Source organism: Streptomyces fradiae ATCC 10745 = DSM 40063 (assembly GCF_008704425.1).
Lineage (GTDB): Bacteria > Actinomycetota > Actinomycetes > Streptomycetales > Streptomycetaceae > Streptomyces > Streptomyces fradiae.
In genome coordinates, this window is sequence record NZ_CP023696.1 from 3,421,084 (window position 1) to 3,444,494 (window position 23,411).

At 74.1% G+C, this 23,411-nt stretch carries 19 protein-coding genes; 5 read left to right on the forward strand and 14 right to left on the reverse strand.

Translation table 11 applies throughout. The features are described from left to right. The first annotated feature begins 44 nt into the window (after positions 1-44). The 3 genes from CP974_RS15140 (at position 45) to lpdA (ending at position 3,249) form a co-directional block, all read left to right on the forward strand. Positions 45-956: an ABC transporter ATP-binding protein gene (locus CP974_RS15140; RefSeq protein ID WP_031127997.1), complete on the forward strand. Its 912-nt coding sequence runs from the start codon at positions 45-47 to the stop codon at positions 954-956. A gap of 15 nt (positions 957-971) precedes the next feature. Further along, a complete protein-coding gene (locus CP974_RS15145) occupies positions 972-1,694 on the forward strand; it encodes an ABC transporter permease (RefSeq protein WP_031127996.1) in 723 nt (240 codons plus the stop codon). 151 nt (positions 1,695-1,845) lie between these two features. Continuing rightward, on the forward strand, positions 1,846-3,249 hold the full coding sequence (gene lpdA, locus CP974_RS15150) for a dihydrolipoyl dehydrogenase (protein WP_031127995.1): 1,404 nt from the start codon (positions 1,846-1,848) through the stop codon (positions 3,247-3,249). Positions 3,250-3,473: 224 nt separating this feature from the next. On the opposite strand, the gene CP974_RS15155 is transcribed toward lpdA, so the two are convergent. The 9 genes from CP974_RS15155 to CP974_RS15195 all read right to left on the reverse strand — a co-directional run bounded on the left by CP974_RS15155 (position 3,474) and on the right by CP974_RS15195 (position 14,125). Continuing rightward, positions 3,474-4,280, reverse strand: a complete 807-nt coding sequence (locus CP974_RS15155) for an HAD family hydrolase (protein ID WP_031127994.1) — start codon at positions 4,278-4,280, stop codon at positions 3,474-3,476. Then, complete coding sequence (gene serS, locus CP974_RS15160; protein WP_031127993.1) at positions 4,277-5,554, reverse strand: serine--tRNA ligase; 1,278 nt, start codon at positions 5,552-5,554, stop codon at positions 4,277-4,279. Before serS ends, CP974_RS15155 begins: the two co-directional genes overlap by 4 nt. A 630-nt stretch (positions 5,555-6,184) precedes the next feature. Further along, positions 6,185-7,123 carry a prephenate dehydratase gene (gene pheA / locus CP974_RS15165; RefSeq protein WP_031127992.1) on the reverse strand — a complete coding sequence of 313 codons (939 nt, stop codon included), beginning with the start codon at positions 7,121-7,123 and terminating at the stop codon, positions 6,185-6,187. A gap of 339 nt (positions 7,124-7,462) precedes the next feature. After that, positions 7,463-8,704, reverse strand: a complete 1,242-nt coding sequence (gene efeB, locus CP974_RS15170; protein WP_031132261.1) for an iron uptake transporter deferrochelatase/peroxidase subunit — start codon at positions 8,702-8,704, stop codon at positions 7,463-7,465. A 7-nt stretch (positions 8,705-8,711) separates the two neighbouring features. Further along, a complete protein-coding gene (locus CP974_RS15175; RefSeq protein ID WP_031132260.1) occupies positions 8,712-10,628 on the reverse strand; it encodes a copper resistance CopC/CopD family protein in 1,917 nt (638 codons plus the stop codon). A 289-nt stretch (positions 10,629-10,917) separates the two neighbouring features. Beyond that, positions 10,918-11,457 carry a copper chaperone PCu(A)C gene (locus tag CP974_RS15180; protein ID WP_037938031.1) on the reverse strand — a complete coding sequence of 180 codons (540 nt, stop codon included), beginning with the start codon at positions 11,455-11,457 and terminating at the stop codon, positions 10,918-10,920. Beyond that, positions 11,454-12,152 carry an SCO family protein gene (locus tag CP974_RS15185; RefSeq protein WP_051839495.1) on the reverse strand — a complete coding sequence of 233 codons (699 nt, stop codon included), beginning with the start codon at positions 12,150-12,152 and terminating at the stop codon, positions 11,454-11,456. Before CP974_RS15185 ends, CP974_RS15180 begins: the two co-directional genes overlap by 4 nt. 155 nt (positions 12,153-12,307) lie before the next feature. Beyond that, positions 12,308-13,048, reverse strand: coding sequence for a YcnI family copper-binding membrane protein (locus CP974_RS15190; protein WP_031132257.1), 741 nt, complete (start codon positions 13,046-13,048; stop codon positions 12,308-12,310). Positions 13,049-13,330: 282 nt separating this feature from the next. Further along, positions 13,331-14,125 carry a hypothetical protein gene (locus CP974_RS15195; protein ID WP_051839493.1) on the reverse strand — a complete coding sequence of 265 codons (795 nt, stop codon included), beginning with the start codon at positions 14,123-14,125 and terminating at the stop codon, positions 13,331-13,333. Positions 14,126-14,355: 230 nt separating this feature from the next. On the opposite strand from CP974_RS15195, the gene CP974_RS15200 reads away from it, so the two are divergent. After that, positions 14,356-14,802, forward strand: a complete 447-nt coding sequence (locus CP974_RS15200; protein WP_031132255.1) for an ATP-binding protein — start codon at positions 14,356-14,358, stop codon at positions 14,800-14,802. A 358-nt stretch (positions 14,803-15,160) separates the two neighbouring features. Here CP974_RS15200 and CP974_RS15205 read toward each other — a convergent pair whose 3' ends face one another. Together CP974_RS15205 and CP974_RS15210 are read right to left on the reverse strand one after the other, a co-directional pair. Further along, positions 15,161-16,624 carry an aminopeptidase P family protein gene (locus CP974_RS15205; RefSeq protein ID WP_031132254.1) on the reverse strand — a complete coding sequence of 488 codons (1,464 nt, stop codon included), beginning with the start codon at positions 16,622-16,624 and terminating at the stop codon, positions 15,161-15,163. Between the two features lie 278 nt (positions 16,625-16,902). Continuing rightward, complete coding sequence (locus CP974_RS15210) at positions 16,903-18,615, reverse strand: PP2C family protein-serine/threonine phosphatase (protein WP_078915634.1); 1,713 nt, start codon at positions 18,613-18,615, stop codon at positions 16,903-16,905. A gap of 457 nt (positions 18,616-19,072) precedes the next feature. Between CP974_RS15210 and CP974_RS15215 the strand changes: the two genes are divergently transcribed. Beyond that, positions 19,073-19,786 (forward strand): bifunctional DNA primase/polymerase, encoded by a 714-nt coding sequence (locus CP974_RS15215; protein ID WP_031132252.1) that lies wholly within the window; start codon positions 19,073-19,075, stop codon positions 19,784-19,786. A gap of 920 nt (positions 19,787-20,706) precedes the next feature. Here the strand turns inward: CP974_RS15215 and CP974_RS15220 are convergent. The 3 genes from CP974_RS15220 to CP974_RS15230 form a co-directional block, all read right to left on the reverse strand. After that, a complete protein-coding gene (locus tag CP974_RS15220; protein WP_031132251.1) occupies positions 20,707-21,678 on the reverse strand; it encodes a DUF5926 family protein in 972 nt (323 codons plus the stop codon). A gap of 68 nt (positions 21,679-21,746) precedes the next feature. After that, positions 21,747-22,478, reverse strand: coding sequence for an ATP-binding protein (locus CP974_RS15225; protein WP_078915633.1), 732 nt, complete (start codon positions 22,476-22,478; stop codon positions 21,747-21,749). A 104-nt stretch (positions 22,479-22,582) separates the two neighbouring features. Beyond that, positions 22,583-23,398 carry a glycerophosphodiester phosphodiesterase gene (locus tag CP974_RS15230; protein ID WP_031132249.1) on the reverse strand — a complete coding sequence of 272 codons (816 nt, stop codon included), beginning with the start codon at positions 23,396-23,398 and terminating at the stop codon, positions 22,583-22,585. Positions 23,399-23,411 lie beyond the last annotated feature (13 nt).

Below are 23,411 nucleotides of genomic sequence, written 5' to 3' on the forward strand. Positions count from 1 at the left end.
TTGCTCCCGTCGCCCACCACCCTCCCCGAGAAGGGGCCGCGCCCATGAGCGTCCTCTCGATCGACCGCGTCTCCCGCTGGTTCGGCAACGTCGTCGCCGTCAACGACGTCACCATGTCCATCGGCCCGGGAGTGACCGGCCTCCTCGGCCCGAACGGCGCGGGCAAGTCCACCCTGATCAACATGATGGGCGGCTTCCTGGCCCCCTCCACGGGCGCGGTCACCCTCGACGGGCAGCCGATCTGGCGCAACGAGTCCGTCTACCGCCACATCGGCGTCGTCCCCGAGCGGGAGGCCATGTACGACTTCCTCACCGGCCGCGAGTTCGTCGTCGCCAACGCCGAACTGCACGGCCTCGGCGGGAAGGAGGCGGGGCGCGCGCTCGCCACCGTCGAGATGGAGTACGCCCAGGACCGGAAGATCAGCACGTACAGCAAGGGCATGCGCCAGCGCGTGAAGATGGCGTCGGCCCTCGTGCACGACCCGTCCGTGCTCCTGCTGGACGAGCCGTTCAACGGCATGGACCCGCGCCAGCGCATGCAGCTGATGGACCTGCTGCGGCGCATGGGCGCGGAAGGCCGCACCGTCCTGTTCTCCTCGCACATCCTGGAGGAGGTCGAGCAGCTCGCCTCCCACATCGAGGTGATCGTCGCCGGACGGCACGCGGCGAGCGGCGACTTCCGCCGCATCCGCCGGCTGATGACCGACCGGCCGCACCGCTACCTGGTGCGCTCCAGCGACAACCGGGCCCTGGCCGCCGCGCTGATCGCCGACCCGTCCACCGCGGGCATCGAGGTCGACGTGCGCGAGGGAGTGCTGCACGTGCAGGCGGTGGACTTCGGGCGGTTCACGGAGCTGCTGCCGAGGGTCGCCCGCGAGCACGCCGTCCGGCTGCTGACGGTCTCGCCGTCCGACGAGTCCCTCGAGTCGGTCTTCTCCTACCTCGTCGCGGCCTGAAGGGAGCCCTCGACCATGTACCACCCCACAGTCGCCCGGCTCACCTACCGCGGCCTCCTGGGCCGCCGCAGGGCGGCGATCCTCTTCGTCCTGCCCGCGCTGCTGATCGCCATCTCGGCCGCCGTCCGCGCCTTCCAGGGTGCCGACGACCAGGTAGCCGCCGACCTCCTCGCCGGTTTCGCGCTCGCCACCATGGTGCCCCTGATCGGCGTCATCGCGGGCACGGGCGCGATCGGCCCGGAGATCGACGACGGATCGGTCGTCTACCTGCTGGCCAAGCCGGTGAAGCGGCCGACGATCATCTTCACCAAGCTGATCGTCGCCATCGGCGTCACCATGGTCTTCTCGGCGGTGCCGACGCTCGCCGCCGGGCTGATCCTCAACGGCAACGGCCAGCAGGTCGCCGTCGCGTACACCGTCGCCGCGCTCGTCGCCTCGATCGCGTACAGCGCCGTGTTCCTGCTGCTCGGCACGGTCAGCCGGCACGCCGTCGTCTTCGGCCTCGTCTACGCGCTGGTGTGGGAGGGGCTGTTCGGCAGCCTCATCTCCGGGGCGCGCACGCTGAGCGTCCAGCAGTGGGCCCTGGCGGTGGCCGAGAAGGTGACGCGCGGCGAGGGGCTGGTCTCCTCCGACGTGTCGCTGCCGGTCGCCGTGGTGCTCCTGGTCGCGGTGTCCGCCGCCGCCACCTGGTTCGCCGGGCGGAAGCTGCGCACCCTCACCCTGGCGGGTGAGGAGTAGGCGTCTATCGGAGGCGCCCCGAGGGGCCCTCGGAGGGTTTTCCACAGGGAGACGGCCGTCGCAGCGCCCGGCGCCCCACGGGATTACTGTGGGGCCCGGGCGCGACCCGTACGGCCCGTACGAACCACACTCACACCCTGGGGAGCAAGCCATGTCAGACCGCTTCGACGTCGTCGTGCTGGGAGCCGGCCCCGGCGGTTATGTCGCTGCGATCCGCGCCGCCCAGCTCGGCAAGCGGGTCGCGGTGGTGGAGGAGAAGTACTGGGGCGGCGTCTGCCTGAACGTCGGCTGCATCCCGACCAAGGCGCTGCTGCGCAACGCCGAGCTGGCGCACATCTTCACCCGCGAGGCGAAGACGTTCGGCATCAAGGTCGACGGCGAGGTCTCCTTCGACTACGGCGAGGCGTTCCGGCGCAGCCGCCGTGTGGCGGACGGCCGGGTCAAGGGCGTCCACTTCCTGATGAAGAAGAACAAGATCACGGAGTTCTCGGGCCGGGGCACCTTCCTGGACGCGAACACGCTCCAGGTCGCCCAGGCGGACGGCTCGACCGCCACCCTCGCGTTCGACCACTGCATCATCGCGACCGGAGCCACCCCGCGCCTGCTCCCGGGGACGCGCCGCAGCGACCGCGTGGTCACCTACGAGGAGCAGATCCTCACCGAGGACCTGCCGCGCTCCGTCGTCATCGCGGGCGCGGGCGCGATCGGCGTCGAGTTCGCGTACGTGATGCACAACTACGGCGTGAAGGTCACGATCGTCGAGTTCCTCGACCGGATCGCGCCGCTGGAGGACAAGGAGGTCTCGGCGGAGCTGGCGAAGCAGTACCGCAAGCTCGGCATCGACGTCATGACCTCCACGCGCGTGGAGACGATCGACGAGTCGGGCGAGCAGGTCCGTGTCACGGTCACCGGCAAGGACGGCGCGCAGCAGGTGCTGGAGGCCGACAAGGTCCTCCAGGCGATCGGCTTCGCGCCGAACGTGACGGGCTACGGCCTGGAGGCGACCGGCGTACGGCTCACCGAGCGCGGCGCCATCGACGTGGACGGCCGCTGCCGCACCTCGGTGCCGCACATCTACGCCATCGGCGACGTGACGGCGAAGCTGATGCTGGCGCACACGGCCGAGTCGATGGGCGTCGTGGCAGCCGAGACGATCGCGGGCGCCGAGACGATGGAGCTCGACTACCCGATGATCCCGCGGGCGACGTACTGCCAGCCGCAGATCGCCAGCTTCGGCTGGACGGAGGAGCAGGCGCGGGAGAAGGGCTTCGACGTCAAGGTCGCCAAGTTCCCCTTCACGGCGAACGGCAAGGCGCACGGCCTGGGCGACTCGACGGGCTTCGTGAAGCTGATCAGCGACGCGAAGTACGGCGAGATCATCGGCGCCCACCTGATCGGCCCCGACGTGACGGAGCTGCTGCCCGAGCTGACGCTGGCCCAGCAGTGGGACCTCACGGTCCACGAGGTCGCGCGGAACGTGCACGCCCACCCGACGCTGGGCGAAGCGGTCAAGGAGGCCGTGCACGGCCTCGCCGGCCACATGATCAACTTCTGACCGCGGGCGCCGGCCCCGGTCGGGCGACGGGGGCCGGCACTGGGGGGCCGCACAGGCGGCGGGAGCGCACGGCCGACGGGGGCGCACGGCCGGCGGGGCCGGGCCTCCGGGCGGGTGGGCGGCGCGGGACGCGACGCGTCCGGGGCCGCCGGGGGCCGCCCCCGGCGGCGGCCCCGGACGTGACCGTTCCCGGCGGCGCCGCGTCGGGGCACCGCGCCGGGGGTTCACCGCGAGAGCAGCCGCTCCAGGGTGAGGGCGATACCGTCCTCGTCGCTGGCGGCCGTGACCTCGTCGGCCACGCTCTTCAGGTCGTCGTGGGCGTTGGCCATGGCGACGCCGTGCCGCGCCCAGGCGAACATGGGGATGTCGTTCGGCATGTCGCCGAAGGCGATCGTCTCCGCCGCCTTCACGCCCAGGCGGCGGGCCGCCAGGGAGAGCCCGGTCGCCTTGGTCAGGCCGAGCGGCAGCAGCTCGACCACCCCCGCGCCCGCCATGACCACGTCGACGAGGCCGCCGACGACCTGGCGCGCGGTCGCCGCCAGCGCGTCGTCGTCCAGCTCCGGGTGCTGGATGTACACCTTGTTCAGCGGCGCCGACCACAGCTGCGCCACGTCGTCCAGCGGCAGGTACGGCAGCGGGCCGTCCTGCACCCGGTAGCCGGCGCCCACCAGCACCTCGCCGTCGAGACCGTCCCGGCTGGCGGCCAGGGCGAGCGGACCCACCTCGGCCTCCAGCTTCGCGAGGGCCAGCCCGGCGAGTTGCCGGTCGAGTGTCACGGACGTCAGCAGCCGGTGCTCGCCGGCGTGGTAGACCTGCGCGCCCTGCCCGCACACCGCGAGGCCCTCGTATCCGAGGTCCTCCAGGATGTGGCGGGTCCAGGGCACGGAGCGGCCGGTGACCACGATGTGCGCGGCGCCCGCCTCGGTGGCCGCCGCCAGGGCGTCGCGCGTGCGCCGGGACACGGTCTCGTCCGGGCGCAGCAGGGTGCCGTCGAGGTCGGTCGCGACGAGCCGGTAGGGGAAGGGGCTCACTTGGCCACGGGCTCCAGCACTTCCCGCCCGCCCAGGTACGGCCGCAGGACCTCGGGCACGCGGACCGAGCCGTCGGCGAGCTGGTGGTTCTCCAGGATCGCGACGATGGTGCGCGGCACGGCGCACAGGGTGCCGTTCAGCGTCGCCAGCGGCTGGACCTTCTTGCCGTCGCGCATGCGGACGGACAGGCGGCGGGCCTGGAAGCTGTCGCAGTTGGACGCGGAGGTCAGCTCGCGGTACTTGCCCTGCGTCGGGATCCACGCCTCGCAGTCGTACTTGCGGGACGCGGAGGCACCCAGGTCACCGCTGGCGACGTCGATCACCTGGAACGGCAGCTCCAGCGCGTTCAGCCACTGCTTCTCCCACTCCAGCAGCCGCTTGTGCTCGGCCTCCGCCTCCTCGGGCGCGACGTACGAGAACATCTCCACCTTGTCGAACTGGTGGACGCGGAAGATGCCGCGGGTGTCCTTCCCGTACGTACCGGCCTCGCGGCGGTAGCAGGGGGAGAAGCCCGCGTACCGCAGCGGGAGCTGGTCGGCGTCGACGATCTCGTCCATGTGGTAGGCGGCGAGCGGCACCTCGGACGTGCCCACCAGGTAGTAGTCGTCCTTCTCCAGGTGGTAGACGTTCTCGGCGGCCTGACCGAGGAAGCCGGTGCCCTCCATGGCGCGGGGGCGGACCAGCGTGGGCGTGAGCATCGGGATGAAGCCGGCCTCCGTCGCCTGGGCGACGGCCGCGTTGACGAGCGCCAGCTCCAGCAGGGCGCCGACGCCCTTCAGGTAGTAGAAGCGCGAGCCGGACACCTTCGCGGCGCGCTCCACGTCGATGGCGCCCAGCGCCTCGCCCAGCTCCAGGTGGTCCCTGGGCTCGAAGCCCTCGGCGGCGAAGTCGCGGATCGTGCCGTGCGTCTCCAGGACGACGAAGTCCTCCTCGCCGCCGACCGGGACGTCCGGGTGGACCAGGTTGCCGAGCTGGAGCAGCAGGCGCCGGGTCTCCTCGTCGGCCTCGTGCTGCTCGGCGTCGGCGGCCCTGACGTCGCTCTTGAGCTGTTCGGCCCGCTTCAGCAGCTCCGCCCGCTCCTCGGGGGAGGCCTTGGGGATCAGCTTGCCGAGCGACTTCTGTTCGGAGCGGAGCTCGTCGAAACGGACGCCGGACGACCTGCGCCGCTCATCGGCGGAGAGCAGGGCGTCGACGAGGTCGACGTCCTCTCCACGGGCGCGCTGGGAGGCGCGAACACGGTCGGGGTCCTCACGGAGCAGGCGAAGGTCAATCACCCTCCCAGGCTACCGGTGTGGACCGGTCGCACCCCACCGCGTATCACCGCCGCCCGAGCGTTTCTCTTTGCGCCAATTGTCGGAGTTGTCGAAGGTAAAGGTGAAAATGTCGGCAATGCAGGTAAAGCGCGATCCATGCGCGTAACTTGTCCACAGCGTCGCTGGACTGGTGAATGTTATCCACAGCCTGTGGGGAAGGTTTCCGCTCCTGTGAAGCGATCGCGCCGGAGGAACGGGTTCGGCAGGCGATTTCCGGGCTCAAACCCTGCCCAAGTGCTCATTCGGGTGGGAGCTGTGCGGGTTGAGGGGCCGATCGGGGAATGGGGGCGATGCGGGCGACCGAAGAGGGGGCGGGATTGCCGCGGTGATCACCATGGCGATTTGTCGACCTTGCCCGGTTCGCCCCCTGGTGGCGAGGGTGGAGATGTCGACTTGTCCCCAGGGAGCCCCAAGGGCTGTGGATAACTCGGGCACCCCTCCACGTCTGCGATCGCAGCCGTCCGCCCGGGCTCAGCGTTCCGCCGGAGGCCGGCGCCTTCGCAGCTCGGGCGCCCCCTGAAGCCCAGACGTCCCCTCGCGGCCAGGACGCCCCCGAAGCTCAGGCGCCCTGGCCGTCCTGGCAGCGCAAGCTCAGGCCCCCCGGCCGTCCTGGCAGCGCGCCAGCCAGTCCGCCGCCGCCGTGAAGTCGGCGTCCGACGTGCCGGGGCGCAGCGCCCGCGCCCCGTCCGCGGAGACTCCCGCCCGCGGATACGAACCGAGGAAGCGCACCTTCGGGCAGATCCGCTTCAGGCCCATGAGCGCCTCGCCCACGCGCCGGTCCGCGATATGGCCTTCGGCGTCCACCGCGAAGCAGTAGTTCCCGATCCCCGCACCCGTCGGGCGCGACTGGATCAGCATCAGATTGACGCCGCGCACCGCGAACTCCTGGAGCAGTTCCAGCAGCGCGCCGGGGTGGTCGTCCCGCAGCCACAGCACCATCGACGTCTTGTCCGCGCCCGTGGGCGCCGCCGGCCGTGCGGGACGGCCCACCAGCACGAAGCGGGTCTCGGCGTTCTCCGCGTCGTGGATCTCCGTGACCAGCGCCTCCAGCCCGTAGGTCGACGCGGCGAACTCGCCCGCGAACGCCGCGTCGAACCGGCCCTCCTGCACCAGCCGTGCCCCGTCCGCGTTCGACGCGGCCGACTCCCACACCGCCGCCGGCAGATGGGCGCGCAACCAGTTCCGCACCTGCGGCTGCGCCACGGGGTGCCCGGTCACCGTCTTGATGTCGGCGAGCTTCGCGCCGGGCCGCACCAGCAGCGCGAAGGCGATCGGCAGCAGCACCTCGCGGTAGATCATCAGCGGCCTGCCCGACGCCAGCTCGTCGAGCGTGGCGGTCACCCCGCCCTCCACCGAGTTCTCGATCGGTACGAGCGCGGCGGCGGCCTCCCCGTTCCGCACGGCGTCCAGGGCGGCGGGCACCGACACCATCGGCGCCAGCTCGCGCGTCGCGGCTTCCGGCAGCGTCCGCAGGGCCGCCTCGGTGAAGGTGCCCTCGGGGCCGAGGTAGGTGTATCGCGTGGCCGACATACCGGTCACCCTAATGCGCCGGGCCCCCGCCATGCGCCTTCGCCGGACCGCCTCCGACGGACCACCCGCGCCCTGTACGGCTCCGGTCCCGCGGCGACCCGCGTCGGCCGCCGATCCGCCCCCGCGGCCGACCCGATCCGCCCCGCGGCCGATCCGCCGCCCCGAAGCCGGGCCGAGCCCCGCGGCCGACCCGGACCCGCCCCCGTCCCCGGACCCGTCCCCGCGCCCGGCCCGAGCCCGCGCCCGGCCCGAGCCCGCGCCCGGCCCGAGCCCGCGCCCCCGGTACGCCCCCGCCCCCGCCGGGGGCGCGCCCGTGCGAGGGGGCACAGGCGCCCCGTCTCACGCCTCCAGCAGCCGCCCGCCCACGTACTCGCCCTCCGCCGGCCCGCCCGGCACCGCGAACAGGGCACTTGTCTCGTGCCGGATGAACCGCGACAGCGCGTCGCCCCGGTCCAGCTTCCGCTGCACCGGCACGAAGGCCCGGCTCGGGTCGGCCTGCCAGCAGATGAACAGCAGTCCGGCGTCCGGCACCCCGTCCGGACCGATCCCGTCGTGGTACGAGAACGGGCGCCGCAGCATCGTCGCCCCGCCGTTCTGCTCGGGCGCCGAGATCCGCGCGTGCGCGTCGGCCGGGATCACCTGCCTGCCGTCCGGGCCCAGCTTGTCGAGGTCCAACCTCGTCGTCTCCGTACCGCCCGTCAGGGGGGCGCCGTCGGACTTGCGGCGCCCGATGACCTCCTCCTGCGCCTTCAGCGGCAGCTTCTCCCAGTCGTCCAGCAGCATCCTGATCCGCCGCACCACCGCGTACGACCCGCCCGCCATCCACGGCTGGGCCCCGCCCGGCTGGACGAAGACGTGCCGGTCGAAGTCGCGGGCGGTCGGCTTGGGGTTGTTCGTGCCGTCGACCTGCCCCATCAGGTTGCGGGTCGTCATGGGGTGCGCGGTCGCGCCGGGCGAGCGGTTGAAGCCGTTCATCTGCCAGCGGACCTTCGCCGCCGCGCCCGCCTCGCGCTGGAGGGTCCGCAGGGCGTGGAACGCCACCAGCGCGTCGTCCGCGCCGATCTGCACCCACAGGTCGCCGTTCGAGCGCTTCGGGTCGAGCCGGTCGGACGAGAACACCGGCAGCGGGTCCAGCTCCCGCGGCCGCCGCGCCACCAGCCCCGTGCGGTCGAAGAAGGACGCGCCGAAGCCGAAGGTGACCGTCAGCGAGCACGGCCCGGCGTCCTTCGCCACCGCGCTGTCGGAGCCGCCCACGGGCTCGCCCGCCATCAGCCGCTCCGCCGCCGCCGACCAGCGCCGCATCAGCGCGACGGCCTCCTTGCGGCCCGCGCCCGGCGCCAGGTCGAACGCCACCAGGTGGCCGCACGCCTGCGGCGGCTGCACGATCCCCGCCTGGTGCGCGCCGCGGAAGGGAACCCGCGCCGCACCGACCGCCGCCAGCGCGGGCCCGTCGTCGCCGCCGTCGGCGAGGGCCGCGTACCCCGCGGCGCCGCCCGCGCCGCCGAGCGCGAGTCCCGCCGCTCCGGCGGCGCCCATGGTGCCGAGCAGGCGACGCCGCGAAATCTCCAGGTTGTCGCTCATAGTCAGGTCAACCGATCTTCACGTTCTTGTCGATGGTGGTCTGGTCGATGTCGGACGTCCGCACCGTCACCCGGATGCGCCAGTCCCCCGGCAGGGGCAGCCGCGCCGAGCGGGCGGTCCACCGGCCCGGCGCGTCCTTGTCGAGTGCGATGGCCAGCGGTCCGATCTCCCGCTCGTCGAGGGTGAACGACACCTTCAGCTCGGCCACGTCGCGCGCCCGCCCGTCCGTCCCGTCGACGTCGACCCGCAGCGCGTTGGCGCCGGACCGGCCGGGGTCGAGGGTCAGCCGGACGGTGCCGGTGCCGTCCGGGCCTCCCGTGTCGAACGGCAGGGTGACGTCGACCGGCCGGTCCGGGACGGCGGTCGCGCCCACCGCCTGCGCGCGGTCCACCTGCTCCTGGGTACGGCCGGGCTCGGTCGTGGTCAGCGCGGTGGTCACGGCGAGGAGGACCACGACGACGGCCGTCTCGGCGAGCACGGAGCGGCGCAGCCCGGCGCGCGCGGGGTCGGCGTCCCGCACCCGTCGCCTGCGGGCCGTCGCGACGGCGGCCCGCTGCCGCGCCAGCTGCGCGGCCCGGACCGGGTCGGCGACGCCTGCGTCCGGTACGGGCCCCGCGCCCGTGCCGGGGCCGCTCTCCTCCGCGCCGGTCTCCTCCGCGCCGCTCTCCTCCGCCCGCGACTCGTCGTCCGCCCCGTGCGAGGCTCCGCGCGCCGGCTCCGCGAGCCGCCGCGTCCAGCCGCGGGAGACCCAGCCGACGCCCAGCAGGACGGCGACCAGCCCCAGCTTCAGCAGCAGCAGCCGTCCGTACGCCGTGCCGGTCAGCGCCGACCAGCTGCCGACCTGCCGCCACGACTGGTACAGCCCCGTCGCCGCCAGCACGGCCACCGCGCCGAACGCCAGCCGGGAGAACCGCCCGACGGCGGCCCGCTCGATGGACGGCTCCCGGTACAGCGCGACGGCCAGCGCGGCGAGCCCGCCCAGCCAGGCGGCCACGGCGAGCAGGTGGAGGACGTCCAGCGGCATGGCGAGCGCCGGCTGCACCCCCGTCGAGGCGTGCTCGGAAAGCGCCCAGGTCCCGGCGATCCCGGCCGCGACGACGGTCCCGCCCGCGGCCAGCCCGTAGACGAGGTCCCGCCGGTCGCCCGGCCCCTCGCGCCGCGCGTACGGCCCGAACAGCGCCGCGACGAACAGCGCCGCCACACCCGCGAGCAGCAGCCGGGAGGTGAGCGCGGCGCCCGTCCTGGTGTCCAGCACGCCCTGCAGCACCCCCGGGTCGAAGGCGTCGCCCAGCCGCCCCGACCCGGTGTAGGGCCCGCGCAGCATCAGCAGTGCCAGCGTGGCGGCGGTGAACGCCACCCAGCCGTACGCGACGAGCCGCCGCACCGGCCGCACGGACGCGCCGCGCGGCCAGCAGACCAGGACGAAGGCGCTACCGCCGGCGAGGACGGTGAAGCCCGCGTACGACACGTACCGCCCGATGTCGTACAGCTGCCCGACGAGCCCGCCACCGGCCTCCTGCCGGGGCAGGACGACCTTCGTCGCACTCGGCTCGCCGATGGAGAAGGTGAACGCCCCGGAGATCGGGTGGCTGTCGGCCGACACGGCCTGCCAGGCGACGGTGTACGTGCCGTCGGGCAGCCCGTCGCGCAGGTCCACGCCGTACCGGACCACCGGGCCGCTGCACAGGTCGCGCAGCTCCCCGGAGTCGGCGCGCTTCCCGCTCGGCTCCAGTACGCGAATGCCGTCGTCACCGAGCGCGACCTGCTCGGAGAAGGTGAGGGTGACGCGCTGGGGCGCCGTGGCGACCACCGCTCCGTCCGCCGGGTCGCTGCCGGTCAGCGCGGAGTGCGCCGACGCCGTACCCGAGAGCGCGGTGCCGAGCAGCCCCGCGACGAGCAGCAGCAGCGCGGGCAGCCGCCGCACCGGCGTGCGGCCGGTCGCCGCGAGCCCGGCGGACCCGCGGCGGACCGGCCCCCGAAGGACCGGCCCCCGAAGGACCGGCCCCCGGCGGACCGGACGCCAGAGAAGCGGACGCCGAAGGACCGGCCCCCGCCGCGCCCGCCCCCGGCGGACCGGTACCGGGAGCGCCCGGCGGACCGGCCTCCGGAGTGCCAGAGGGGGCCCCGGGGCCCGGCGGGTCTGCGACCGGAGGGCCGGGCGTGCGGCGGCTCCGGGGCGGGGGGCGATGGCCGTCATGGTCGTTCCTCGTCGCTCAGTGCCGTGCGCCGTCGTGGCTGCTCGGCTGCTGCTGGTGGGAGCTCGCCCCACCGTGCTCCATGTGGTCCCCGGATGCCTGCGGGTTGTGGGTCCTGGCCTCGACCGGGACCTCGACGCCGATCCGGCCGGCCTTCTCGAAGTGCAGCTCTATCCTGACCGTGTCGCCCTTCTTCGGGGTGCGCTTGAGCCCCATGAACATCAGGTGGTCGCCGCCGCGCCGGAGCTTCAGCTCGCCCTTGGCGGGCAGGTCGAAGGAGTCGACCTGCCGCATCTTCTGGTCCTTCGTCTCGTGCAGCTGCACGTCGTCGGACAGGTCGCTGGTGACGGAGGTGAGCGTGTCAGCGCTGTCACCGGTGTTGGTGACGGTGAGGAAGCCGCCCGCCATGTCGGCGCTGACCGGCTCCGGCATGAACGCCCCGCTGACCTTCAGCTGCGGGGTGGTGTCCGTCTGGTCGGCGGACGAGCAGCCGCCCAGGGCCAGGCCCGCGACGAGCGCGAGCGCGGCGGAGAAGGCGGCGGTGGTGGTGCGGGTCACGGGTTCTCTCCACGGATGAGCTTGGGCAGGTCCTTCGCGTACTCGTCGACGGTGGTGTTCTCGCCGTAGACGACGTAGCCGCGGTCGGTCTTCGGGGAGAACGCCATCACCTGGGCGCCGTGCATCGAGACGACCTTCCCGTCCTTGTCCTTGGACGGCGGGTCGATGCCGATGCCGAGCCGGCGTGCACCGGCCTGGATGGTGGCGAACTCGCCGCTGAGGCCGACGAAGCTCGGGTCGCCCGCGGCCGGCAGCCACTTGGCCAGTTCGGCGGGGGTGTCGCGCTCGGGGTCGGTCGTGACGAAGACGACCTCCAGCTTGTCCCGGTCGGCCTTGGGGAGCCGCTTCATCGCCTCGGCGAGGTTGCTCATGGTGAGCGGGCACACGTCGGGGCAGTGGGTGTAACCGAAGTAGACGAGGGTCGGCTTGCCCTTGGTGCGCTGGCGCAGGTCGTACGGCTTGCCGGTGGTGTCCGTGAGGACCAGCTCCGGCTTCTCGAACGGCCGGTCGAGGACCGTGCCGGGCTTGCCGGAGTCGGGCGCCACCGACACGTCGGCGACGGGGCTGTTGCCCGTGTCGGTGCCGGGGCCGCAGGCGGAGAGGGCCAGGGTGGACGCGGCGGCGAACGCGGCGGCGATCAGCCGCGTGCGGTGTGCCGCACGGCGGGGCCGCGCGGCGCGGGGGTGAGTGCGCATCACGTGTTCTCTCGAATCAGTAGGGGCGGAGAGGGAGGGAGTACGTCATCAGCCTCGGTGGCCCGGTCGGGACCCGAGGCGCGGGCCCGAGGCGCGGGCCCGGGGCTCCGGAGCCGGGGGCCGGTCGCGGGGCCCGCGCTCCCGGGTTCCACGGCTCAGGCGGAGCGGCGGCGGCCGGCCAGGACGCCGTACGCGATGCCGGCGGCTCCGACCAGGATGCCGACGACCCCGAGGACGCGGGCGGTGGTGTCGCTCACATCGGCCGACGCCGCCTCGGTCTTCGTCTGGTTCTCGTCGGCGGCCCGCGCGGCTCCGGCGGCACCGGTCTTCGCGTGGTGACCGTCCTCCGCGGCGGCCGCGAGCTTCAGCACGGGCGCGGGTGAGTCGGGCTCGGCGGCACCCTCGGCGGGCTCCTCGATCCAGCGCACGACCTCCTTGTTGTCGTACGTCTGGAGGGCCTTGAAGACGAGTCGGTCGGTGTCCTCGGGCAGACGGCCGAGTGAGACGGGGAACTGCTGGAACCGGCCGGGCTCGATCTTCGAGCCGCTCGCCGTCCAGGTGATCTTGGAGGGGGCCTCGGTGATCTTCTTGCCGTGCACGTCCAGCGGCTTGGCGAGCTTCGCCTTCTCGACCACGACGGTCCAGCCGGGCACGGGCTGCGGCATCACGGACGCCAGCGGGTGGTCCGTGGGCAGTGTGACCTCCAGCTTCACGGTGGAGGCGCCGTCCCGCTCGTTGGGCACCTTGAAGTTGACCGTGGCGTAGCCGCCCTTGGCGGCCTCGCCCTGCGGCTGGACGGTCACGTGCGCGTACGCCGTCGAGGAGAGCAGCAGGACGGACGAGACGGCGGTACCGCCCACGAGGGCGAGACGCGAGGGCAGACGGCTGACGTTCATGTCGGGTTACTCCACTTGCGAGAAAGAAGGCTGTGCGGACGCGCACGGGCGCGTCGGGTTCGGCCGCGGCGGCCATGGGCCCGGTCGCCGGGACGCCGCCTCGGACACGCCGCAGAGGTGCGTGGGTCGCGCCCGCTGCCGGCCCGGACGGCCGGGCGGGCCGGTGCGGGGGCGTCGGGGAACGCCGCGAACGCGGGTGCGTCACGTGGTCGAGGGGCGCGTGTGCGCCGGAGGGGGCCGCTTCGGGGCCGGGAAAAGGAGGACGGGCCTGGACGGGACGCGTCAGGCCGCGAGCGTGAGGGAGACCGGCGGACCGCGCCTGATCACCGTGTGCTGCAGGGCCCCGGCGGTCGGGACCGGAGGGGCGTCCTCGCGGGCGTGCGCCGTCCACGGCCCGGTGGCGGGCAGCGACCGCGCACCGGCGAGCAGGACGCGTACGAGGACGAGCGCCGCGCGCAGTGCCCGGACGAGCGCCTCGTCGGCGGCCTCCGCGGCCCCCCGCGCCGTCATCCGGGCCAGCCGGGCCAGGCGCAGCAGCGCCAGGTCGCCACGGCGCAGCAGCCACCCGGCGGGGAGCGCGGCGAGCAGGTGGGCCAGGACCATGGACATGCTCGGGAGCATCAACTGGTCCACCGGGCCGGTGGCGACCGGTCCCGCCCCGGCCGCTGCCGCCGCATTCGCCGGGTCGAGACCCGCGGACGTCACGATCCGGTGGGCCTCGCCGGGGGTGATCTGCTGCGCACCGCCGCCGCCACACATCAGCCGGGCGGCCGCGCGGACCAGCGCGTCGCTCGCGGGACCGTCGGTGCCCGCCGGTGCGGCGTGCTCCTGCCCGACCCCGAAGACCATGTGGAGGGCCAGCTGGCCGCCCGCGAGGGCCACCGTGATCGAGGGGAGCGAGCGCTCCCGCCCGGTGAAGGGCAGGGCCAGCACGAGAATGGCGGCGAAGCCGACGGCCAGCGTCCACCAGGGGACGGCCTGGCCCGCGGCCAGGGAGTGCCCCAGTGCGGACAGCACGACGCAGACCGCGGTGAACACCGCGGCCCTGAGCAGCCGTGGACCAAGGGGGGCAGACATGGCCGGGCCATCATCCCACCACGCCTTCGAGCCCCCCACGGCAGGTCCGGTACGTCGCCTTGGCGCCGGAATGGCGCCGGAGTCCCGTAAGGCCCCGGCTCTCGCGTATACACCCGCGGCCCGAGCAGGCGCGTCCGCTGATCGGGGGAGCGGACACCCCGGCAGCGCTTACCCGCCGGATATAGGGCAATACGTAACGGTACGACGAGCCGCGGCCGGGAGGCTGAAGCATGAGCATCTGGTGGTCCCTCCACTTGCGGCGCGAGGCTGCGAGCGTTCCGCTCGCCCGACGTCTCCTCCTCGGCACCATGGAGACCGCCGGGGTGGACCCTGACACCTCCTACGACCTGTCGCTGGCCCTCGGTGAGGCCTGCGCCAACGCGGTCGAGCACGCCGGGGAGGGGTCGGCCGAGTTCCGGGTCACGGCATACCTGGACGGTGAGAAGTGCCGTATCGAGGTGGCCGACTCGGGGCCCGGCTTCCCCCAGGAGCCGGTGTGCGCCTTCACCCGCAGCACGGCGCCCGTGGACGCGGAGAGCGGTCGCGGCCTCCGCCTGATCGAGGAGCTCGCCGACCATGTGCACTTCGGGAACCGTGCCGGGCGGGGCGGAGCCGTCGTCTCCTTCGACAAGAGCGTCAAGTGGCGGGCGGACGCGCCCGTGGCGCTGACCACCTGAGCGGCCCGCCGCCCTCGACGTGGAACCTGCCGCAGTCGGCGGGGATGGGACCGGGCCGTGCGGGGCGCGGTTTCACGTGAAACCTCCCGTGCGCGGCACGGTTTCACGTGAAACACCGGGCCGACTCACGCGCGGGCCCGTCGCCGCGCCTGTCTCGGGCGCCCGCTGCCTTCCCCGGCCTCCCGCCCTGGGCCCTTCCGCCTCGGGAGGCTTCCGCTCCGCCAGCCCTGCCGCCTTCCCCGTGCCTGCCCTTCCCCGGTTCCCGCCGCCACCGTGTTTCACGTGAAACATCCCCCGCCGGAGTCGTTCCGGCGGGGGATGTTCCCAGGGCGAAGGGGAGTCGGGGTGGGCGGAGGCGTCAGCCCCGCAGGCCCGCCATCCACGCCTCGACCTCGTCCGAGCGGCGCGGAAGCGCCTCGGACAGGTTCCGGTTGCCGTCCTCGGTGACCAGGATGTCGTCCTCGATCCGGACGCCGATACCCCGGTACTCCTCCGGCACGGTCAGGTCGTCGGCCTGGAAGTAGAGGCCCGGCTCCACCGTCAGGCACATGCCCGGCTCCAGGGTGCCGCCCACGTACGCCTCGGTGCGCGCGGCGGCGCAGTCGTGGACGTCCATGCCGAGCATGTGGCCGGTGCCGTGCAGAGTCCACCGGCGCTGGAGGCCCAGCTCCAGGACACGCTCCACCGGACCCTCGAGCAGACCCCACTCGACGAGCTTCTCGGCGAGGACCCGCTGGGCGGCGTCGTGGAAGTCGCGGAACGCGGCACCCGGCTTGACCGCGGCGATACCGGCCTCCTGCGCCTCGTACACGGCGTCGTAGATCTTGCGCTGGAGGTCGGTGAACGTACCGGAGATCGGCAGCGTCCGCGTGACGTCGGCGGTGTACAGCTCGTTCGTCTCGACGCCCGCGTCCAGCAGGAGCAGGTCGCCGGGGCGGACCGGACCGTCGTTGCGGACCCAGTGCAGGGTGCAGGCGTGCGGACCGGCGGCGCAGATGGAGCCGTAGCCGACGTCGTTGCCCTCGACGCGGGCGCGCAGGAAGAACGTGCCCTCGATGTAGCGCTCGGAGGTCGCCTCGGCCTTGTCCAGGACCTTGACGACATCCTCGAAGCCGCGCGTGGTGGAGGCGCACGCCTTCTCCAGCTCGGCGATCTCGAAGTCGTCCTTGACGAGCCGCGCCTCGGAGAGGAAGACCCGAAGTTCCTCGTCCCGCTCGGCGGTGACCTTGTCGGTCAGCGCCTTCTCGACACCCGCGTCGTAGCCACGCACGACCCGTACCGGGCCGGTCGCCTCGGCGAGCCTGGCCGGCAGCTCGCGGACGTCGTGGGTGGAGATGCCGTACAACGTGGCGGCCTCCGTCAGCGAGTGCCGGCGGCCCACCCACAGCTCGCCCTGGCCGGACAGCCAGAACTCGCCGTTCTCCCGGTCGGAGCGGGGCAGCAGGTACAGCGTCGCGTCATGGCCCTCGCCGTCCTTCCGCGGCTCCAGCACGAGGACGCCGTCCTCCGTCTGGTTGCCGGTGAGGTACGCGTACTCGGTGGCGGCGCGGAAGCCGTACTCCGTGTCGTTGGCGCGCGTCTTCAGATTGCCCGCGGGGACGACCAGGCGCTCACCTGGGAAGCGGGCCGACAGCGCGGCACGGCGTGCGGCGGTGTGCGCGGCCTGGGCGATCGGCCGCAGGTCGCGCAGCTCGGTGTCGGCCCAGCCCGACTTCATGTTCTCGGCGAGCTCGTCGGAGACGCCCGGGTACAGGCCGTTCTTGCGCTGCTTGATCGGCTCTTCGTCGCTTTCCGGGGTCTCCGGAGTGAGCTCATCGGCCACGGGTCCGCCTCCTTCAGGTACGACACTGAACCCCTGACCCCCGGGTCGGTGACCCTGGGGTACGCCTCCCATCGTACGGGCGTGCGTAAGGGGGCCCAGGGGGAAAGCACCTGTCGGCCCCGGCTGGCCGAAAGGCCCCGCCGTGTCGCGGGCGGTACCCGGCGGCCGGGTACTCGACGGCCGGGGGCCGGGCCCGGGGACCCTGGGGCGGGCTCCGGTCGACGGCCGCCGTGCCCGCCTGCCGCTTCGGGGGCCCGCGACGGTCCTGCTCGAAGCGATCAGTCGAACCGGGCGGCGAGGATCACGACGTCCTCGTCGGCGTCCCGCGCGACCCGGCCGCCCTCGTGCCCGCCCCCGCCGCCCGCGCAGTCCTCGCCCCCGTCCCCGGCGTCGTCGGGCCCGCCGAGCACCAGACGCAGCACGTGGTCCACCACCGCCTCCGGGTCGTCCCGGTCGGCCTTCGGCACGCTCGACGCGGCCGCGTGCAGCCGGGTGAAGGCGCGGTCGACGGAACCACCCATGCGGCGCAGCAGGCCGTCGGTGTACAGCAGCACCGTTTCTCCCGGCTCCACGTCGAGGTCCACGCTCGGCGCCTCCCAGCAGGCGAGCATCCCCAGCGGCGCCGACAGGGAGGTCTCCACGTACTCGGTGCGGCGCTCGCCGAGAACCAGCGGCGGCACGTGCCCCGCACCGGCCAGCACGATTCTCCGCCGCGCCGGCTCGGCGTACGCGAACAGGGCCGTCGCGGTCCGCGCCGGCTCCGTCAGCCGCAGCAGCAGTTCCAGGTCGGACAGGACGGCGACGGGGTCCTCGCCCTCCATCACGGCGTACGCGCGCAGGGAGGCGCGCAGTCGCCCCATCGCGGCGACGGCACCGGGCCCGGTGCCCGACACCGACCCCACGGCCAGGCCGAGCGCCCCCTCGGGCAGCGGCAGCGCGTCGTACCAGTCACCGCCGCCGGACCCCCCGGCGGTGTGCCGCGCGGCCAGCCGGGCGCCGGGGACGCGGGGCAGCCGGGTGGGCAGCAGCTCCTCGGTGAGTGCGGCGATCTGCGAGCGGCCGCGCTCCAGCTCCAGCAGCCGGGCCAGGTGCTCGGAGGCGTACTGCCCGTACAGGCTGACGAGGTGGCGGTGGCGTCCGTCGGGTTCGGCCGGTTCGTCGTACAGCCAGACGACCGCGCCGAGGCGGCCGGCCTCCGGCGTGCTCAGTGGTACGGCGTAGCTGGCGGCGAAGCCCAGGCGGGCGGCGACCTCGCGGTGGCGGGGGTCCAGGTGCTCGTCGCCGAGGAGGTCGGGGACGGCGACGGGGCCCGGCGCGCCGGCGGGGGCCCCGGCCGCTTCGTCCGCGCCGTGGCCGTCGGCGGTGTGCGCGGCGGCGTGGGAGCCGGCGCGACCGTCGACGGCGCTGCCGGTGAGGGGAAGGGAGTCCACGGAGGGCGGGCGGGGGTCGGGGAGCGGGCCGCCGGGCAGGCCGTCGAGGAGGCGCCCGTAGGAGGTGGCGCTGCGGGGGACCGTCTCGATGGTGCCGAGGTCGGCGTGCGCCAGGCCCAGCCCGACGGTGGCGGTGGGGCCGTGGCCGTCGGCCGGTTCGATGACGGCCATCCCCCGGCGCGCCCCGACGAGGGAGGCGCCCGCGTCCAGCAGCTCGCGGAGGGCGCCGTCGAGGGTGCTCGTCCGGGCGAGGCGTCCGATGAGTTCGTGGAGGGTCGTCAGATCGGAGACCCACCCCGCCAGCCGGTCCTGGAGCGGGGTTCCGGGTTGAGGCGCCGCGGCGGGGATACCAGGGAGGGGCGTCGCAGTGTGAGCAGGAGGAGGGACCGTGGGATCGATTCCGGCCACTTTCGGCAGGTGAGGGGCGCTCATGGCAGCCGGCTTTCCGGCTGCTTCCCGTCGCTCAATAGCATCGCAAACCCCCATGTCAATCCGCATGTCATGCTGCGCCGCTATCAGTGCATCCACATGTACACGTACACGTGAGGGGATGTCCAGCATTGTCCAGCGGGACGCGTGGTGTCTGTGCAATGCTGAACTTGACCGAAAAATGGCCCCGGTGGGGAGGTTTTGCGGTCGACTGAGCGCGTTCGGCAAGGGGCACCGTCCGAGGCGACACCCAGCGGACTCGGGGGCTGCGTCATTCCGGGCGGGCAGGGTACGTAATCGGTGGAGACCAGGGGCGGTTGGGGCAGGCCCGGAACCTCGCGGGAAGCCCGGACGTCCTTTCCACCGAGGGCGCGCCCGTCTCGACGGTGCGGAGAGCGCCCTTCGCGCGCCACTCCTCGCCACACGTTCGACTGACTCAGCCGACGCCGGCCCCCCAGCGGTGTTGTCCGACCGCCCGGCAGCTCGTCGGCGGCCCGGGGCGGCGATTCGCCGCCCCGTACGCACAGCGAAGTAACGCACACGTGTTGTGATGTGGACCTCGGCGTTCAACGGAAAGGAACGAGCGCTCATGCGCGAGATCCTCGGAATGCGACGCAGGCTCCGGTTCGGGCGCAGGAACAGGCCCGCCCTCCTCGACGCGGCGCTGCACTGCGCCACCGAGTGGCAGTGGCCCGTACTCCCCGGCGTGGGGTTCAAGGCGGCCAAGCCGACGAAGCCTGCCAAGCCGAGCAGGACGGCGGGGGGACCCGCCGGCGGGGCGCGCGCCTGCGCCTGCCCCGACCCCGAGTGCGTCGTCCCCGGCGCACACCCCTTCGACCCCGGCCTGCTGGCCGCGACCACCGACGCGCGGATGGTGCGCTGGTGGTGGATGAACCGGCCGGACGCGCCCCTGCTCCTTGCCACCGGCGGCCGCGCCCCCTGCGCCGTGAGCCTCCCGGCCGTCGCGGCGGCGCGCGCCCTGGCGGTGCTGGACCGGCGCGGACTGCGCCTCGGCCCCGTGGTGGCGACGCCGACGCGCTGGTCGCTGCTGGTCGCCCCGTACTCCCTGGAGCGGCTGGGCGAACTGCTGTACGCGAAGGACTGCGTCCCCAGCTCGCTGCGGTTCCACGGCGAGGGCGGCTACCTCGTGCTGCCCCCGTCGCGGACGGGTACGGGCCCGGTGCTCTGGGAGCGCCCGCCCGCGCCGGGCGGACCGTGGCTGCCGGACGTGGAGGCCGTCGTGGACGCGCTGGTCGAGGCGAGTGCGGCCGCGCCGGACGGCGGCAGCCGCCTCCGCTACTGACGCACGGCCGGCTCGGCCTCTCGCGGTGTGCGCGGTCGGGGTGCGCCCCGGGGCGCGACCGCGGGGCCGGTCGGCCGCTCGGGAGGGGGCCCCGGTTCCCGGGGCGCGATGCCGCCGGTCTCGACGCCGCGCAGCGGTGCGCGCCCGTGCGCGGCGCCTCATACCCGCGTGGGACCGGTCGCAGGGGAACCCCGGACTCCGTCCGGAACGCCGCCCCGTACGCACTTCTGGCTGAAACTGACGACCCGTCGGAAACGGGCGAGGCCGGACCTCGGCCTCGCGCTTCGCCGCCCGCACAGCGGCCGGGCGCCGGCCCGGAGGCCGCTGACGCCTCCGGGCGGACGGGGCCCGCCTGGTCGCGGCGCCGGGCGCGCGGCGGGGCAGCGCGCATCCGCCGGCCGAGCGGTACGGCGGCGTCCACCGGCTTCGGTTCCGGGACGCCCATGACGGGCCGCCGCACCCGGCGCATCGCACGTGGCCGGGGCCTCGCGGGGTCTGCCGTGAGGGCGGTGGTCGGCTCCGGGACCCGCTCGACCGGTCCGGACACGGGGGTCGGGGTGCGGCGATCGCGGGGCGATGTGCGGCGGGCGGGGTGCGGACGGGCGGCGGGCGCGGGGCGTCCGCGGCGGCGACACGACGGTTGCCGTCCGTAGCGGTAGCGGAAGGTCCGATTCCGCGGAAATGGAAGAACCCGGTCGCTGGCGACGGGGGATGCACCAGCGACCGGGCTTCCAGAACCGTAACAAGAGATCGGCGGTTAGCAAATTCGATCTCTCGTATTCGGACAGCGATTTACCGGCGGGTAAGGATTCGATAAGGAACCGGCCGAAGGTCCTTCCGGCGCCCCTCCGGCACCCGTCGGAGCCCCCGGCCCTCTTCGGTCCCGTCCGGCGCCTCCCGGACCCGTCCGGCGGGCCTCGTCAGCTCAGCGTGACCTGGCGGTTGGTCAGGCCGCCGCGCGCCCGCCGCTCGTCCGCCGTCAGGGGCGCGTCGGACGCGAGGGCCCGTGCGAGCCGCTCCGCGAACTCGGCGGCCGGCTTCTCGCACTCCTCCGCCGTCATGGCGCTCGGCAGGTCCCACACCGGGATGACCAGGCCGTGCGCCCGGAAGGACCCGACGAGGCGCGTGTCCTCGCCGAGCGACGAGGCGCCGGCGGCGTGCAGCCGCGCGAGCGCGTCGAGCAGCTCCTCCTCCGGGTGCGGCATGACCCAGCGCAGGTGGTTCTTCTCCGGGGTCTCGCACCAGTACGCGGCGTCCACGCCCGCCAGCTTCACGGTCGGGATCGCGGCCTCGTTGGCCCGCTCCAGCGACGCGGCCACCTCCGGCGACGCGCCGTCCGCCGACTCGGGCACCCAGAACTCGAAGCCGGTGTGCACGACCGGCTCGAACGCCGCCTCGGCGTCGAGCAGGTCCTGCAGGCGAGGGCCCTCCGCGGGCACCCGGCGGGCGGCGACCGGCGTGCCCGGCGCGGCGTCCAGCGCGCGCTGGAGCGTGTCGGCCAGGTCGCGGCTCAGGTCGCCGGAGGACGTGTCGTTCTGCAGGGCCAGCAGGACGGAGCCGTCATCACGGCGGAGCGCCGGCCACGCCATGGGCAGGACGGTCGCGAGCGTCACGGAGGGCACCCCCTCGGGCAGCCCGCCCTTCAGGCGCAGCGGCGCGGTGGCGGCCGGCACCAGCTCGCGCAGTGCGACCCAGTCGCACTCGCCGGCCAGGCCCTCGAACGGGCGCTGGACGAGTTCGGTCACCGCGTGCGCGGCGGCGCGGCCGTGGCAGGCCTTGTAGCGGCGGCCCGAACCGCAGGGGCAGGGCTCGCGGGCACCGACGACCGGCACCTCCCCGTGCGTCACCTGCGGTGCGCCGGCGGCCTTCTTCTGGGGGCGCTTCTTGGCCATGCGTGGGTCTCCCGTTGGACGCGGTCTCTGTCGGCCGCGAGCCTAGCCGTACGGGAGGGCCGCGGACCTCAGCCGAAGTCCTCGTACATGTCGAGGAGGCCCGGCTCGTCCGTCAGCTGGCCGGCGCGCGTGGCCGGGGCGGCGCCGTAACCGCCCGCGCCGGCCACGCGCGCGGGCCGGGCGCCGTTCGCGCGGGGGAGGGCGGACGCGGGGCGGCCCTCGCGCGGGCCGGCCAGGCGCGGGCCGGTGGTGCCGGTGCCGGTGCCGGTGCGCGGGGGCGCGCCCGCGACGAGCACCCAGACGGTCACCTCGCCGGACGAGCCGTCGCGTACGCCCCACTCCTGGGCGAGGGCGTCGATGATGGTGAGCCCACGACCACCGCGGGCGGTGACCGAGGGCTTCGACGGGACCGGCCGGGTCGGGCCGCCCCCGTCGGTCACCTCGACCGTCAGGGCGCCCCGGCCGTCGATCCGCCAGGCGGCCCGGACGGCGCCCTCGCCGACCTCGGCGGCGTCCAGCGGCCTGCCGTGCCGGCACGAGTTGCTGAGCAGTTCGGAGAGGATCAGTACGGCGTCGTCGACGACCGACTCGCCGACGCCGCTGCGCCGCAGCTGCTCCCGCATGCGCTGCCTCGCCTCGCCCACGCCCGCAGGGCCATGGGGTACGGCCATGCTCGACGACGTCGGCACTTCCTGTGCCACCATCAACGCCACCCCCGAGACCTCCTTCGCCCCACGCCACGGAGTGGATGCCCTCCTGGCCTGGACCGGAAACCGGCCAGTCCGCATACAGTGACGCATTCGACACGAGTCGCCGCGGAGCGAGCGCGCCGGGGCACTCCGCGTGACGGCCGGGGGCTCCTGGAGCCCACCCGGCCTACCGGTTGTGCCGGGCCTGCCAGGCCCTATCGGGGGGCGCGTCCCAGTTGCGACAGGACCTGCCCGGGGCGGTTCGTGATGATGGCGTCCACTCCGAGGCGGACGCACAGCTCCACGTCCTCCGGCGCGTCGACCGTCCACACGTGGACCTGGAGCCCGGCCTCGTGGAGGCGCTCGACGTAGCCGGGGTGGTTCCGGATGATCCGTATGGACGGCCCGGCGATGCGGGCGCGGGCGGGGAGGCGGCCCTCGCGCACCCGCGGCGCGACGAACTGCGCGAGGTAGACGGTCGGCACGGTCGGGACGGCCGCCGCGACCCGGATCAGCGACCGGGGGGAGAAGCTCATGATCCGCACGGCGGACTCGCCGGGGGTCGGCGGGTCGGCGAGGTTGAACCGGCGCAGCAGCCGGACCAGCCGCTCCTCCACCTGGCCCGCCCAGCGCGTCGGGTGCTTGGTCTCGATGGCGAGCTCGACCCGGCGCCCCGCGTCGGCGACGAGCTCCAGCAGCCGCTCCAGGGTGAGGACGGAGGTGTACTCGGGGTCGCTCCAGTCGGGGGCCTCGGTGCTGTCCCCCCGGTCCCGCCAGGAGCCGAAGTCGAGGGCGGCCAGGTCGGCGAGCTCCAGCGCCGACACGGCGCCGCGCCCGTTGGAGGTGCGGTTCACACGGCGGTCGTGCACGCAGACGAGATGGCCGTCCGCGGTGAGGCGTACGTCGCACTCCAGGGCGTCCGCCCCGTCCTCGATCGCCTTCACGTAGGCGGCGAGGGTGTGCTCGGGCACGTCCTCGGAGGCGCCCCGGTGGGCGACGACTTGGATGGTGTGCTGGCGCGCGTGGGTCACCGCGACATGGTGC